The sequence below is a fragment of the Pseudomonas sp. P20 genome, from assembly GCF_016463925.1.
Classification (GTDB): Bacteria; Pseudomonadota; Gammaproteobacteria; order Pseudomonadales; family Pseudomonadaceae; genus Pseudomonas; species Pseudomonas aeruginosa.
Genome location: NZ_JAEMVM010000028.1, coordinates 224027 through 239090 on the forward strand (window position 1 = coordinate 224027; position 15064 = coordinate 239090).

Sequence of the window (15064 nt, forward strand, 5' to 3'; positions counted from 1 at the left end):
CGCCGGGGTGGCGCGGCCTACTCGATTTCCTCGTAGGGCAGGCCGACATAGTTCTCGGCGATGGTCGCCAGGCCCGCCTCGGAGCCCAGGTAGTACTCCAGTTCGGTCTGCTGGATGCGCTGGCTGAACGCGTCGGTGTCGGGGAAGCGATGCAGCACCGAAGTCATCCACCAGGAGAAGCGTTCGGCCTTCCAGATCCGCCGCAGGCAGATTGCCGAGTAGCGTTCCAGCAGTTCGCCGCGCCCTTCGCGGTAGGCCTTCAGCAGCAGCCGGTAGAGCGTGCTGACGTCGCTGGCCGCCAGGTTCAGTCCCTTGGCGCCGGTGGGCGGCACGATGTGCGCGGCGTCGCCGGCGAGGAACAGCCGGCCATGCTGCATCGGCTCGACCACGAAGCTGCGCAGCGGCGCGATGCTCTTCTCCAGCGAAGGTCCGGTCACCAGTTTCTCCGCCACCTCGGACGGGAGTCGCGCCTTCAGTTCCGTCCAGAAGCGCTCGTCGGACCAGTCCTCGACCTTCTCCGACAATGGCACCTGCACGTAGTAGCGGCTGCGGGTGGCCGAACGCTGGCTGCACAGGGCGAAGCCGCGCGGATGGTTGGCGTAGATCAGTTCGTGGCTGACCGGCGGGGTGTCGGCGAGCAGGCCGAGCCAGCCGAACGGATAGACCCGCTCGAAGACCTTCAGCCGCTCCGCCGGGATCGATTGCCGCGAGATGCCGTGGAAGCCATCGCAGCCGGCGATGTAGTCGCAATCCAGGCGCAGCCGTTCGCCGTCGCGTTCGAAGGTCACGTAGGGGCGCTCACCTTGCAGGTCGTGCAGGCGCACCTCGGCGGCCTGGTAGACGGTAGTGGCGCCGCAGGCTTCGCGGGCCTCCATGAGGTCGCGGGTGACCTCGGTCTGGCCGTAGACCATCACCGTCTTGCCGCCGCTCAGGCGCTTCAGGTCGATGCGCCGGCGCTGCCCGGCGAAGGCGATCTCCACGCCTTCGTGGACCAGCCCGTCGCGCGCCATGCGCCGGTCGACGCCGGCCTCGCGCAGCAGGTCGACCATACCCTGTTCCAGCACGCCGGCGCGGATGCGGCCGAGCACGTAGTCCGGGGTCTGGCGTTCGAGGATCACGTTGTCGATGCCGGCCTTGTGCAGCAACTGGCCGAGCAGGAGGCCGGACGGACCGGCGCCGATGATGGCGACTTGAGTCTTCATTGCGGATAGCCCTCTCGCTGTTATGGCTGGCCGGCGGCGCATGCGCCGGCGCTGATCTTGTCTGGAGGTGGCTGTATTTTTGTTTGCCGTGGAGTGCTATAGAAGGCAAATTGCCGATCTATTTCTGGACTTTTATAAAGTCTGTTCGGCAATCGGCCATTTCGCTCGGAGGGCTCGATGACGGATTCCATCCGCGACGTCCCGGTGTTCAAGCTCTACGGCGCTCCCCTCGAATGGCCGACCCCGGACCTGCTGCACTGCGAGTCGATCCCCGCCCGCAGTCGTCTGCACGACTGGGAGATCAAGCCGCACCGGCACGCCGATCTCGCTCAGTTGCTCTACGTGCGCAAGGGCTGGGCGCAGCTCCAGGTCGAGGGCGAGCCGACTCGCGTCGAGCAGCCTTCCATCCAGTTCGTACCGCCGTTGTGCATCCATGGCTTCCAGTTCTCCGAGCGCATCGACGGCTACGTGCTGACGGTCGCCGCACCGTTGCTGGCCCGCCTGCAGGCGCACCTCGGCGCGCAGCGCCAGGCGCTGGAGGCGCCGGGGTTGTACCCGGTGGGCGCGGACCGGCGCTATATCGACACGCTGTTCGACGCCATAGACGGCGAGTACGCCGGCGCTGCGCCGGCGCGCGAGCTGTTGTTGCAGTCGCTGATCGGCGTGCTGGCGGTGTGGCTGGGGCGGCAGGTGATGGTCCGGCGGGCGGAGGCCCGGCCGGGTCGCGGTCAGGAATACCTATCGGCCTTTTCGCAACTGGTCGAGCGGCATTTCCGCGAGCACCTGGGAATCGACGAGTACGCGCGTCGCCTGGGCATCTCCCCGGCACACCTGAACGGCGTGGCGCGCCGCCTCAGCGGGCAGACCGCACTGGGCATCGTGCACCAGCGCCTGCTGCTGGAGGCCAAGCGCGACCTGGTCTACACGGCGATGACGGTGAACGAGATCGCCGACCGCCTCGGCTTCAGCGAGCCGGCCTACTTCACCCGTTTCTTCAAGCGCCTGAGCGGCGTCTCGCCGAGCGCTTTCCGCAAGGGCGACTAGTGTTCGCGGCGCAACTGGACGATCTCCAGCGCGCGCCCCTCGTCGTCGCGCGGGCGTCGGCCGCTCTCGACGAAGCCGCAGCGCGCGTAGAACCCCAGCGCCTCGCGGTTGGCGGCGTAGACCTCGACCTCCAGCGCGCCCTTCAGGGTTGCCGCGTGCTCCACCAGTTGCCGGCCGATCCCGCGCCCGTGGGCCGTCGGGGCGACGAACAGGCCGCCGATGAAGGCATCGAGCAGGCCGATGAAGCCCAGCGGCGTATCGCCGTCCAGCGCCAGCCAGGTTTCCGAGGCATCCAGATAATGATCGCGAACCAGTGCCTTCTGCTTCTGCAACTCGGCTTCGCCGAGGAAACCGTGGCCGACGCGCGAGGCCTCCAGCCAGATGGCGAGGGTGGCATCGCGGTCGGCGGGAATGTAGCGGCGGATTTTCAGCGGAGAGGACATGGCGGCAGCTCGCAACGGGAACAGCCGCGGATTATCGCGTGAGCCGGCGGGAAAAGGGTAGGTCCGGCATGTACGCTTCAGTCGCCGCGGATGTACTGTTCCAGTTGCTGGATCAGCTCGGCCTGCTCGGCGATCGCCGCCTTGACCAGGTCGCCGATGGACAGCAGGCCGAGCAACTGGCCGTCTTCCACGACCGGCAGGTGGCGCAGGTGGCGATCGGTCATCAGGTTCATGCAGGTGTCGACGCTCTGCTTCGAGTCCACGCTGACCACCGGCGCGCTCATGATCGCGCTGATCGGCGTACCGATGGACGAACGGCCCTTGAGGACCATCTTGCGCGCATAGTCGCGCTCGCTGACCACCCCTACCACCTCGCCATGGTTCACCACCAGCAGCGCGCCGATGTTCTTTTCCGCCATCAGGCGCAGGGCGTCGAGCACCATCTCGTCCGCTCCGATGGTGTACACCTGCTGGTTCTGCTTGGCGTTCAACAATTGTGCCACGGTTTTCATACGCGCCCCTCCGGAGCCGTTCTCACGTCCAGCAAGAATCGTAGACGGCGAGCGGATCGGCAAGCGGGGAAAACGGCATCGAACCGATTGAAAAACGTCATCATCGCTTTCCCGACGAAGGTAGGGCCCGCGCTATTAGTCTTTCCCTGCGGGGCTAGTGCAGCACCCGTGCGAGCCCTTCCGGCGACTGGCCGGTGACGTAGCAATGGCGGTGCCGGTCGAGGCTGAGCGGGTGGCCGGCGTCGGTCAGCAGCCTGGCGATGCCCTCGAGGTGTTCCTTGACGTTCACCTGGTATTCCTGCTCGGTCAACGGCACGACCCACAGCAGGTCGACCGGATGCGCCGACAGGGCGAAGCCGTCGAACAGGGAGGCATCCTCCTCCAGCGGCGCCGGGAGGAGAAGGAAGTGCCGCAGCAGGCTCTGCTCGTAGAGCGGGAAGCCGAACGCCACCGCATGTCCATGTCCCAGGGCGAGGCGCTCGTGGAATGGCAGGCCGGCGAGCCATTGCAGGTGGCGCAGGTCATCGCCGCCCAGTTCGTCGAGATAGCAGATCAGCTCGGCGGACCAGCGCGCCTTGCCCATGTAGGGCGCGAAATGCATCGGTGCCTGGCTCATCCCGGCGGTGATCACCACATGGTGCGGCCGCCGGGTGCTTTCCAGGCGATAAGCGAAGACCGCCATTTCCGGCGCCGCTACGCAGTGTCTCCAGAAGTCCCGGCAATCCAGGGTCATGGCGGGCGCACAACCGAAATGGGCGTCGTATTTCTCGCGCAGCCGGGCGATGTAGTCGTTCATCTTCGGTCCTCTGGACTTAGCGGGTGGGGCCGGACATGGGGCGCCGGGGGCGCGGCCGGTTCCATGCGAGGGCAGACCAGTGATGGCTGATCCTGGTTGCCGTTGGGTGACCAATGGAATGCGAACGGCGACTGCCGAGAAATCGGCTCGTTCCGAGAGAGGCGAGAGGCTTTCCTTCTTGGTGCGTAGGAAAGCGCTGAGGGCAGTTGAGGGTATCTGTCGGGAACGGAAAAAAGCCCGTCGGGAACGGGCGAAGAGGGAAGCTTACCAGGGCAGCGGGAAGTGGCCTTCCGCGCGCAGGTAGTCAGGATCGGGGGTGAACGGGTCGATCTTCTGCCGCTCGCTGCAACCCTGGCGTTCGCAGTCCCGCAGGCGCTGCAACGGCGAGCGGTCGTCGCGCTGGATGCGGATGCCTGTGACAGGCGCGCCGTCGGAAAGGCTGTAGCTGCGGCCGCTCTCGCAACCGGGCAGGGTCAGGCAAAGGCAGAGGAGCAGGGTGGTGTGCGGGTGTCGTGGCATTGCGGGTCGAATGGGCTTGCGAAGGCCGCTCATGCTATCAATCGGCCAGCAAATAGGGGGCCGGATGGACAGTCCATGACCGGGATGAGAGTTGCTTCGCAAACCCGGAGATGCCCTCGAAAGGCTATTGCGTCACGCGGGAAAGCCCGTCGAAGGCCCGCAGCAACTTGCCCAGGACGAGGGTCAGCGCCTCTTCTTCCGGGCCGGCGCCGAGACCCGCCAGCAGCCTTTCGTCGAGCCCTGCGACCTGTGCCAGGGCCTGCTCGAACACCGCCTGTGCCGCGGGGCTGCGGCGCACCAGCACGGCGCGCCCGTCGTCCGGATCCGGCAGGCGGCTGACCCAGCCGCGCCGCACCAGCCGTTCGATGGTCCGGCCCAGCGCGGTGCGGTCGGTCTGTGAGTGCTCGATGAGCACGCTCATCGGCACGTCACCGTCGAAGGCGTGGATGATCCGCAACGCACGCCATTCATGCAGCCCCAGTTCGAGAGGGGCAAGCAGGGCGGTGAGTTGCCGTTCGCGCTGGCGGACGATCTCCGTCATCAGGTACAGCGGGCCTTGGGGCAGCCCCAGTGCGTTCGTCTCGGTCATTGGCCTGGTCACCTTCCTCGATCCTCTTTCGCCAGGGCGGGGATTGTAGCGCTCAGGCGTCGCCGAATCCGTAGTCGCTCCAGCGTTCTTCGACTCGCCTGCGCAGCGCCGTCGGATAGGCGTGGCGGAACGACGCCGTAGCGGCACGCATTTGCCCGGCGAACTGTTCCGGGTACAGGCAGTTGATCACCAGCCGACCGCCGCTGCCTCGTGCCTTGTCCTCGGCATCGAGGTAGGGAACCATCGGGAAGTCACGGATCTGCGGGAAGGCGAAATGGTCGTGCAGCGGATGCGCGCGGGTCGCCAGCGCCCATACCACCTGGTCGATCTCGGTGACGTCGATGTCGTTGCCGACCAGGATCAGCTTCGGCACCAGGTGTCCGGCATGCGAGCCGAAGACGGTCTCGGCGACCCGTGCGGCGAAGGCCGCGGCGTCGGTGCCCAGGGCCGCCAGGCGCTGCACGTCGATCGACAGCACGGCCCAGCAGGTCGCCGCCTCGTAGGAGCACCAGACCATGTCCACCGGCAGTCCGGCGTTCTGCGCCACGTCCAGCAGTTGCGCGGAAATCATGGTGCCCCAGATGGTGTGGTTTTCCTCCGGTGGCGTGCCGGCGACGCAGATCGGCAGGATCGGCTGGTCGCGGAAGCTCAGCGCATGGACGTGGAACAGCGGCTGCGGCTTGCCGGTGGGGAAGGAATAGCCGTGGTATTCGCCCATCGGGCCTTCCAGCGCGGTTTCGTCGAGGCTGATCTCGCCCTCCAGGACGATCTCGGCATTGGCCGGAACCCACAGGCCGTTGGTCTGCGTGCGCACCACCTCCACCGGCTCGCCGACCAGGGCGCCCACGTAGCCGGCTTCGCTGACCCCCTCCGGCAACGGCATGCCGGCCGCCGCGAGTGCCGCTGGCGGTGCGCCGAGGGCCATCGCCCAGGGCGTTGGCTTGCCCTGGCGGCGCCACTGCTCGCGGATGATGCCGATGTGCTGGGTGGGAATGGTCGGACCCGCCAGGGTGTTGCGGTCCACCAGCATCAGCCGGCCCACCGACCAACTGTCCCAACTGCCGTCCGGCGTCTGTACCACGTGGAAACCGTAGGTGCCGAAATAGCGCCCGCCGTCCTGCTCATGGAGCAAGGGAACCGGGAAGCGGGTCAGGTCCACCTGCTCGCCGAGCCAGACGTTTTCCTGCACCGGCCCGCGCTCCAGCCGGCGCGGCGCGATCGGTTCCGCGCGCATCGCGGCGCGCAGCATGGCCACGATGTCCCGCGGCCCGCTGTGTTCCGGCAGGCCGAAATGCAGCGCCAGGCGCGAATGGGCGCGGGCCCTGTCGGCGCGCAGGCCGGCCGGCGCGCCCAGTACCCGCGCGCCGGGCAGGCTGTCGCGGATGTTGTGGAACAGCGGGGCGGGTGCGCGGCGTTCGTAGACCCGGCGGGTGATGGCGCCGATCTCCAGGTTGGCGTCGACCTCGGTGTGCACGTCCACCAGGTCACCCTGGCGACGCAGGTGGTCGACGAAGTGGCGGAAATCCAGGGCGCTGCGGTTCATCGGCTCGCCACTCCATATAAGTGCGTGTGCACGCATCCTATTGAATGGTTCCAGGCGAGGTCAAGAAGTGCTGCGCTCCGTTCCGGGGATTCGTCGGGCCGTCGTGGCACGCGGCAAACCCCGCAGTGGCCGCTCAACGCACCATATAGTCCATCTGCCATGGCCGCGGAATCACCAGTGCCAGCAACGCGAGAAGAGCCGCCAGCGCTGCGCTCGCCGCCATCGCCGCGAGGCCCAGTTGCTGTTCCAGCAGGGCGCCGAGCACCGCGCCGACGCACATGCCGCTCCAGGGCACCAGTTGCACCCGCCAGCCGTTGCGCCGCTCGCCCAGCAGCCAGCGGCCGAGGCCGCGGCCGAAGCGGGAGAGGGCGCCGGTGACGTAGGTCAGGCCGATGGGCAGGCCGTTGACCTGCTCGACCACGGCGTTGAGCATGCCCATGGCGAGGATCGCGGCGACCAGCGCCGGCACGTTCCAGTCGAATGGCCAGACCGCCGACAACGCCAGCAGCATCGCGCAGCAGACCAGGATCGGCGCCGCCCGGCGCCCGCTGAAGCGCGCCAGTATCACTCCCAGCGCGTTGCCGACGACGAAACTGGCCAGGGCGACGCTCAGCCGCACCAGCCCGCCGAAGTCGCCCTCGCCCAGCGATACCGCCAGGCGCGTGGTGTTGCCGCTCATGAAGGAAACGAAGTCGCCGGTGGCGAGGAAACCGATGGCGTCGGTCATGCCTGCCAGTACCGACAGCCCGGCCACCAGGCCGAGCCCGACACGCCCGCGCGTCCGCCGCAAACGAAGGCGCCGCGCGCTGCTACCCACCATGCTGTCTGGAAGCATCCGGAGAAACCACCCGCAGGAAGAGAAGGTCCGCCCCAGTGCGGACTCCCGATCTTAAGGCTCTCCCCAGGGAAAAGGCCAGGGGCGAGGCGGAGCGTCTGGGGCCGAAGATCCTGGTCAATCGGCAATGACAGTGCGGGGCGGGGCCTCAGATATCGAATACCGGTACCTGGTTTCCACCCAGTACCTCGATCTTGTCGGTCCGGTAGACCACCATCGCCTTGCTGCAGGTCACCGTGGAACGACCCTCTTTGCTGGCATTGAGATACACCGTGCCCTTGCCGGCGTAGACCGCTCTCGCGTTGGCGGCGATGCGCAGCTCGAGGGCCGCCGCTTCTCCGTCCTCGTCCCCGGCGAAGTCGCACCCGTAGAGGGCGATGGCCAGTTCCTTGCCGAACAGTTCGAGAAGGGTCGCACCAAAGGCCTGGGGCTCGACGAACTGCTTGCCCTGGACACGCCGGGCCATGACGTCCGCGGTGCTCTCGCCGTGGGGGTTGCCCAGCCAGAGTTGGCCAGCCGTGCCGTGGGTGGCGATGAGGATCGTATCGATGAAGTACTGTTCGCCGCTCTCCGCGGCAACCTTGCCTAGATCCCGAACCAACTGGGCGTAGTTGGTATCTGCCTTGATCGCGAAGGCCGGCTTGTAGAGCTTGTTCCGCGCATAGGCGACGACCGCCTCCGCGAAGGCGCTGCCGGAGTCGCCTCTCCGGATCTCCTGCTGGAAGTCGTGGTAGATGACCAGGACCGCCCCTTTCCTGACCGGGCCGCTGAGCCCTCCCTTGACGATGTCGAGGGCGAAACGGAAATTGGCGCTGAGCACCTGGGACGCATGGGTAGGAAAGGTATCCGTATCGGTCAGCAGTTCTACTTCGGTACCGACCAGCACCTCCTTTCGTTCGTCGCCCTCCGCCCAGGGCGTGTCGTCCACATCCGTTCCGTAGATCCTTGCGTCCAGGTCGATCTCGACGAGCGTACTCACTGTGAAGGGCACCAGAAGCTCTTCCGGGCCGAGTCGATTCTTGACCACGGCGCCCTTGCCTTGCTTGGCGATTTTCGTGACTACGCCATGCCATGAGCGCATCCTGTTGCTCCTGTGGGAGTCCTGGTAGGAACGGCATCCGAGCATGCAGAACTATAGACGTGAAACGGCCAGCCCCGAGGAACTATCCGCCGATCGACCCTTCATCTGGCCCCGGCCTTGAGTGCCATTCCCGGCCGGACAGGATCGGTTGCTCTGGTCTCGCGGCGAGGGACAGGCGCTGCTCGGCGGAGCGGGTGGCGGTGAGGCAGGTCTTGTCTAGTCCTGAAATAGGTTTACACCTGCTCAGGTAGGCCGATAGGCCTCAAAACGCCCGATGCACCGCATCGGGCGTTTTGTTTTTCAGGGCCATGTGAGGCCGCTCTGTGTTGTAGATCTGCACGGCTTCAGCAACCATCTTCCTTGCCTGCTCCAGATTTTCAGGGCTACTCAGCAGCAGCTCTGTTTTGAGGATCCCGTAGATGCGCTCAGCTAGCGCGTTCTGGTAGCAGTCATATCCGTCAGTCATCGAGCACTGGACGCCATGCCGTGCATGCAGTGACTGATACAGCGCCGAGAAATATTGAATACCGCGATCCGAGTGGTGGACCAGTGACTGGCGACGCTGCCGTTTGCGTAAGGCCTGCCTAAAGGCTTGTGCAACTGACTTGGCATGCAGGCTTTCATGCACATGGTGGCCAACAATTTTTCTGGAATACGCATCCGTTACCAGGCTTAGGTACAGCGGGCCGCTACTGGCTGGCAGGTAAGTAATGTCCGCCGCCCAAACGTGCTCCGGTCCTGACGGGACAACCTGGTTCGGGCCTGACTTGGGTAGGTTCGGATGGCGGTAGAAGCGGTGAAAGCTTTGTGTTGTCTTGTGATACGCCCGCTTGGGCAACACCAGCAAACGGCGCTTTCCCAGGACCTGAAATAGTCGGTCTCGGCCAATTTGGAGCCGCCTATCAGGCTGGCAATGCAGCAGATAGTGCAGCTTTCGTGTGCCTAGTCGTGGCTGACGTATCCGGATTTGTTGAACAAATTCGACAACCCGATCTGCCTGGCGTGCTTTGCTATCAGCAACTCGATTGCGCTTGTAGTAAGCCTGTCGGCTCATGCCAAGAAACTGACAAGCCCTGGCAATGCTCAGTCCTGCGACTTGACCTTGCGAGAGGACTTGCCGGATCGCTTTTTTACGACCGATACACCGTAATCATTTTTCAGGACATCGACGACGGTCTCGAAGAACTGAGCCTTCTGGCTCATCAACTCAAGCTGCTGCTCAAGCTCTTTGATCCGCTGCTCTGGAGTGAGCGTTTTGGGGTCAGACATCGCGCAACTCCTCTCGGCCCGAATCGACGCCCTTTGGCTCCAATCCTGCCGACCATGCTTGCGCAACCATACCAGAACCGTCGACCGGCCCTGGATGCCATACCGCACCTGGGCCTGCTTGTAGGTCACCGGTCCTTGTCATCTGACGAAAACTCCATCTGGCGCGGGACACCATCGACCTACAAATCGTCCTGCCAGTCGGTGCTGGGTTTGAGGCTGCTCAGGAACTCTTCCAGGGCATAGTCTTCGCCGGGCGGCAACCGGGTCGTGAGCCGACTGGCGGGCGCCACCGGGTCGGCCGATGGCGGCGGACCGTCGCCGCTGGCGGTCTGCGGCAGCAGGTCGACGCCGAACGGGTCGTGAGCGGGCTTCTTCCCAGGCGTCGGCGAGCTGATGCCGATCAGGGTCGCCTGGTCCTTGCGCCGCAACGGCATCACCATGCTGCTGTCGCCGTTGAGGTAGCTGGCCATGGTCGCCAGGGCGATGCCAACGAAGGGCGAGGCCGCGCCGGTGTCGCCCAGGCGCTGGGTCAGGTCGTAGCTTTCCCGCGAGTCCAGCAAGTCCAGCGAACTCTGCGCGGCGCCCAGCGCCGGGGTGAGTTCGGCCAGCGGCGTGGCGTTCAAACCGCCGTCGTAGAACAGCCGGGCGGGCGCCGGCCTGAGCCCGGCACTGGCCGTCTTCCAGGCAGCGGCCAGTTGTGCGGTGAGAGCTTCGCGCTTGAGCCGTTCGCCGGTATCCGGGCGGGTCAGCGGCACACTCACCGGCCGATGCAGCCTGGCCAGCACCGGCAACGCATCCCACTGCTCCAGAGCCCGCTCGGTCCAGGGCTGGGGAATGAACGGCGTGGGGCGGAACTCCACCGGCGGCTTGCGCCAGCCCCAGCCACGGAACTCGGGGTCGATCCGGTTTTCGTTGACCTTGGTGTAGGGGGCGAACTGGCGTAGCCAGTCGACCCGCTCGGGGCGGCCGACGATCAGGGCGACCATTGCATCCGTAAGCGTTCCAGGTATCCGAGGGCCTGACACAGCGCCTAGTGACTTGAATGTTACATCTCTACTGGAAAGCGCCCCCGCCATACTGATGCCTTCATTCGCATACACCAACACTGCTGGCAAGTCAGGGTTGCGTTCGAATAAACTGAACAACGCCTCCAGTACTCCTTCAGGCGTATCGTTACAGATAATGCCATCCTGCAAATTGGCAATCCGATGCCAATGCAGTCCAGCCGGAACACGGAGATCATTGACTTTTACTGACAGGCTTTCCCGCGTCTCCTCCGGAGTGAAGCGTAGGTTAGGAGTGCTCGGATCCCAACCACGCACCACCGTCACCGTCGGTATCGGCCATTTCTCCAGGAAGTTTTTCAGCCCTAGTTCCAAGGCGTCCGCTTGGCGCTTTTCATACGCCATATCCTTGTCATCCGCAGACGTCGGATACTTCTTCGGGTCCATCGGCAGGATGCTGCCGACATGCAACGCCTCGGCCTGTGCGGCATTCTGCTCCTGCAAGGCCTTCCACACTTGCCCCTGGCGAAACACATCCAGGCTCATGCCTATGCTGAGCACGTCCAGGGTTTCCAGGCGCGGCGAAGTTGTCGGTGGGTGATAAGCATCAGCGGACATGGTGGCCTCCTTGGCCGGGGCGTAGGCGGTAACGGACGTGGCCGGACTGGCAAAGCAGCGCATCGAGGATAGCGGCGACTCGGCCGCCTGCCCCACAGGGCAGTTCAAAAGGACGCCAACGAGAGAGAAAGCTGAGAGCATCAAGCGCATTAGATTGTCCCCCCAAAGCGCACCGCCTGCTCGTGGTAACGATCTAGGATGGTTTGTGTCCCGACTAGGGAAGGCAGTCTATTTCCTACTACCACAGGGAACTCGCCACTCTTGCGGTAAGCTACGGTGGCGTCTATTAACTGGCTGTTTTTAGATTCTTCCGCACGGTACAAAGCACGCACCTCTTCATCCGGCAGATCAACAGACGCATCACCTTGACTAAATATTCCTTTGTCCGAAGCCTTCCAATCCAACCGCCAATCCGCCACCCGACACAGATACTGATAGAAAACCACATCATCCACGCTGTCCCCGGCCCCGATGGCCAGGTCATAGGCCAGTACCCGCCGGTTATGCTCCGGGTTGTTGGGTATGGCCGAGTGGAACGACAAGGGCTCCAGATGGCCCTCCGCCGTCTGCAGGCGCAGCCGGGCCTCGTAGGGAGTTTCCGCGCGGGTGACCAGAACCATGCCGGTGCCCAGTTCACGAGCGGAAAACACATGGGTCTGCTGGGCCAATTCCTTGCCTTCGTTCAACGCCCTCTCCACGCTGCGCGCGTCGCGTCCGTAGCGGTACGCCAGCGCGGCGTCCACCTGTTGCGCGACGGCGTGCCCGCTGTCCTTTTCCTTCCAGCCGCCGTTGCTTACGCCGATGGCGGCGTCGATCGGATCGAGGGTATCGCGCACCTGATAGACGCCGCTGGCGGAGTTCTCTCCCGGCGCCGTGACGGCTCCGTCGAAATCGAATCGCGCTTCCGTCGGCAACGGCAGACGCGGCGCGGTCAGCAGCACGCTGTCGCCCTGGTCGAAGTTCGCCCGGCCGAATCTGTCCTTGCCGCCCAGCCCGGTGTCTTCCCAGGTCTTCTCGCCGGCCAGCAGAAGAGGATAGACATGGGGAGGGGCGTGCCCGCCGATCTTTTCCTTCTCGCCATTGCGCTTGCGTACGGTGAAGATGCGCTGGTGAAAACCCTGCGGCAGCCCGGTCCTTCCCGGGAGCCCCTTGACCTGCTCAGCAATGCCGCGCCAGCCGATACCCTGGACGTTGGCAAGTCCCACCGTCTGGTCCTGGGGCGTGAAATACAGGTAGACACTGCCGCGATTGTCGCGCTCATCGAAGCTGAGCCGTTCCCCGTCGATGGTCGTCTGGCAGCCCTGGCCACCTACCCAGCCGGGGCCGCCTATCGCGCCGTAGCCTTGGCAGTTGCGCAACGCGACGCTGCTCAGCGCGGGGACCGGATGGCGTCGGCCGCAGATGAACTCGAGGATACCTTTGAGCGTGGCCAGCCGCGCCTCTCTGGTCTGCTGGCTGCTCCAGCCCTGGAGCTTCTCGTTGAGGGGTTCGAACAGGCCGTAGGGTGAGTTGAGCATGATCACCCCGTCCGCCGGCGCCACGCCGTCATCCTTGAGGAAGGCATGTGCCAGCAGGGTCAACAGGGTGCCCTGGCTGTGCCCGACGACATTGATGGTGTCGTCGGGGTAACGCTTGCGGATGATCTTGATCAACATGGCCAGGCGCATGGCCGCAAGGACCATGTACTTGCGCCCTGCCGCCGAAAACAGCGGATGGGTCATGGTGCCGCCGAACCAGTCCAGCGAGATGAAACCGAACAGCTTGCCGTTGAAACCCTGGCCCCACATGTCCGGCAGGTTGGTGGTGGCATTGACGAACTGCCCGCCTTCCTTGGTGCCGGACTTGTCCAGCCGGTTGCCGTTGCGGTCCAGCCATTCGCCGTGGGCCGCGGTCTTGTTGATGTATTGCTCTTCCTCGCGGAAGCCCCAGTAGAAAGGTACGACTACGCTGCGTACGGCGGCCCCGCCGGCGCCACTGGCGAACTTGCGCCGGTAGTAGACGACGTCGGGGTTCTCTGCCTTGCCTTCGTCGTCCGCCGGCAGGCTGTAGCCCGCCGGCGTCAGGTAGCCGGGATTGGCCTGCCCGCCGGGCAAGGTCGGCGGCATGTCCAGGCGTTCGTTGAGCCCCTGGCAGAGCCCTCGCTCGATCCGTTCGTAGCAACCCGCGAGATCGTTGACGCCATGCACCACGATGGTCACGCAAGGCTTGGGCGGAGGCGGCACCAGCTGCACGTCGCCGCCCTTGGGCAAGGTGATGGACTGGGCAGAGACGATCGTCCTCGACCGAACCCTATCGTTCATGGCTTCTCTCCTTGCCGCTCCTCGGCGTTGCGTCGTGCCAGGCAGGTCGCTTCGTCGAGCAGCATCCAGTTGCCAGGTTCGCCGACCAGGCAGAATTCGACGGCAATGCTGGAAACCGTTTGCCGGTGCCGACGGCTACGCTCGTTGAAATGAATGAATGCGTTGTAGCTCCCATCTGGCTGCAAGCGCTCCGGCCGGCGCAGGAGCACGCTGGAGCCGGGATAGTCGCCGAAGACCTCGATCTCCCCGGCACGCCACCCGGGCGGGAGCTCGATCCGCCACAGCGTTTCCTGGCAATGGCTGCCGACCCGCCGACATACCGAAACACGGGTGATCTCGACGTCGTTGGTTTCCGCCAGCAAGGGGCGTAGATCCAGTGTCACGCGCCCGGAGCCGGCGTGCACCGGGATCTGCGGTGGCAGTTTGGAAACGGCCAGGGCCTGGGCGCTTCCCAGGCCGAACAGGCAGGCAATGAGCAAGGTCTTGCATTTCATTGGTCAGTATCCCGTTGGGAAGTTTTTCAGTACGCCAGCGAACCTGCTGTTCGCAGAGGCTTCCCCGAACTCGTTCTTCTCGAGGAAATAATCTCGAACGATGTCTCCCTGCTGTTCGATGTTGTAGTCCTTCAACGTCTTTCCCGGCTCCAACCGGTAGGCGTACTGGTCGCCTAGGAGAAACTGCCTGGCTTGCTGGTAGGCCCCCACCAGAAGGACGTTGACGCCATGCTGGTGCTGCCAGACATGGGTCATTTCGTGAATGAACAGACCCTGGCGCTGCAGGCTCTCCAGGCTCCAGTCCGCCACGCCGCGCAACTCCTCGCCGAAGTAGATGTGGCCGTTCGGCGCCATCACGTAGTCCTTGCCCTGCCAGGGGACATAGTCCTCGTCGCGCAGGCGGACCGTGGAATAGTCGATGGAATCGCCGAATACGCCTTTCGCCAGGCTGATTTCCCCTTCGCTGAGAGCACGTCCGGCCTCGGCGTCGGGGCCACTCAGGAGCTTGCCGACTGCAACCGCCGCGCCAACCGCCGCTGCTATCCCGGCAACTGCGGAGGCGGGCGATTTCGTGTGTTTCATATCGACCTTGGCGATGTTCATCGCATCCTTCTGCAGCAGCTGGGTAGCGCCTTCGGCGTCGGTGACGCCCTCGATGACCTCGCCGTTGGCCATGGTGATGGTATAGGGCACGTTGGGCATGGCCGTCTGCCCGTCCAGTTGCTTGAGGACGAACCGCCGCTGCGTCTCGCCCACCTCGAACTGCGGCAGCTCGGCTTCCAGGCTGGCCGCGCCGACATGACTGTGCTTCGCCG

13 protein-coding genes and 2 pseudogenes are annotated in these 15064 nt (G+C 64.8%); 1 reads left to right on the forward strand and 14 read right to left on the reverse strand.

Going from position 1 to position 15064, the window contains the following annotated elements; all coding sequences use genetic code 11:
- Positions 1-17: 17 nt before the first annotated feature.
- The gene (gene pobA, locus JHD77_RS26880; protein WP_003121662.1) at positions 18-1202 is read right to left on the reverse strand and encodes a 4-hydroxybenzoate 3-monooxygenase; all 1185 of its coding nucleotides are present in this window, start codon (positions 1200-1202) and stop codon (positions 18-20) included.
- A gap of 177 nt (positions 1203-1379) precedes the next feature.
- Here pobA and JHD77_RS26885 point away from each other — a divergent pair, with 177 nt between their 5' ends.
- Positions 1380-2246: a helix-turn-helix domain-containing protein gene (locus JHD77_RS26885; RefSeq protein WP_031755299.1), complete on the forward strand. Its 867-nt coding sequence runs from the start codon at positions 1380-1382 to the stop codon at positions 2244-2246.
- Here the strand turns inward: JHD77_RS26885 and JHD77_RS26890 are convergent.
- From JHD77_RS26890 to JHD77_RS26950, 13 genes and pseudogenes are all read right to left on the reverse strand, one after another.
- Entirely contained in the window at positions 2243-2689 is a 447-nt protein-coding gene (locus JHD77_RS26890; RefSeq protein ID WP_023090236.1) for a GNAT family N-acetyltransferase, read from the reverse strand. The two genes, JHD77_RS26885 and JHD77_RS26890, sit on opposite strands and share 4 nt — an antisense overlap.
- Before the next feature lie 77 nt (positions 2690-2766).
- Positions 2767-3201, reverse strand: a complete 435-nt coding sequence (locus JHD77_RS26895) for a CBS domain-containing protein (protein WP_003112686.1) — start codon at positions 3199-3201, stop codon at positions 2767-2769.
- A 154-nt stretch (positions 3202-3355) separates the two neighbouring features.
- Positions 3356-3997: a suppressor of fused domain protein gene (locus tag JHD77_RS26900; protein ID WP_003118118.1), complete on the reverse strand. Its 642-nt coding sequence runs from the start codon at positions 3995-3997 to the stop codon at positions 3356-3358.
- 264 nt (positions 3998-4261) lie between these two features.
- Positions 4262-4549, reverse strand: coding sequence for a hypothetical protein (locus JHD77_RS26905; protein ID WP_031755300.1), 288 nt, complete (start codon positions 4547-4549; stop codon positions 4262-4264).
- Between the two features lie 91 nt (positions 4550-4640).
- Positions 4641-5117, reverse strand: coding sequence for a MarR family winged helix-turn-helix transcriptional regulator (locus JHD77_RS26910; protein WP_016561493.1), 477 nt, complete (start codon positions 5115-5117; stop codon positions 4641-4643).
- A 40-nt stretch (positions 5118-5157) separates the two neighbouring features.
- Positions 5158-6648, reverse strand: a complete 1491-nt coding sequence (gene hudA / locus JHD77_RS26915; RefSeq protein WP_003118119.1) for a UbiD family decarboxylase HudA — start codon at positions 6646-6648, stop codon at positions 5158-5160.
- 133 nt (positions 6649-6781) lie between these two features.
- The gene (locus tag JHD77_RS26920) at positions 6782-7468 is read right to left on the reverse strand and encodes a YoaK family protein (RefSeq protein WP_003106170.1); all 687 of its coding nucleotides are present in this window, start codon (positions 7466-7468) and stop codon (positions 6782-6784) included.
- 163 nt (positions 7469-7631) lie between these two features.
- Complete coding sequence (locus JHD77_RS26925) at positions 7632-8564, reverse strand: hypothetical protein (RefSeq protein ID WP_031755301.1); 933 nt, start codon at positions 8562-8564, stop codon at positions 7632-7634.
- A 262-nt stretch (positions 8565-8826) separates the two neighbouring features.
- A pseudogene (locus JHD77_RS26930) lies at positions 8827-9971 on the reverse strand (IS3 family transposase); the annotation flags it as partial.
- A 41-nt stretch (positions 9972-10012) separates the two neighbouring features.
- The gene (locus JHD77_RS26935) at positions 10013-11605 is read right to left on the reverse strand and encodes a type VI lipase adapter Tla3 domain-containing protein (protein WP_277600513.1); all 1593 of its coding nucleotides are present in this window, start codon (positions 11603-11605) and stop codon (positions 10013-10015) included.
- The gene (locus JHD77_RS26940; RefSeq protein WP_023091465.1) at positions 11605-13755 is read right to left on the reverse strand and encodes a DUF3274 domain-containing protein; all 2151 of its coding nucleotides are present in this window, start codon (positions 13753-13755) and stop codon (positions 11605-11607) included. The genes JHD77_RS26935 and JHD77_RS26940 overlap by 1 nt, the downstream gene beginning before the upstream one ends.
- Positions 13752-14249, reverse strand: a complete 498-nt coding sequence (locus tag JHD77_RS26945) for a hypothetical protein (protein WP_023091464.1) — start codon at positions 14247-14249, stop codon at positions 13752-13754. The genes JHD77_RS26940 and JHD77_RS26945 overlap by 4 nt, the downstream gene beginning before the upstream one ends.
- 3 nt (positions 14250-14252) lie before the next feature.
- A pseudogene (locus JHD77_RS26950) lies at positions 14253-15064 on the reverse strand (DUF2345 domain-containing protein); the annotation flags it as partial.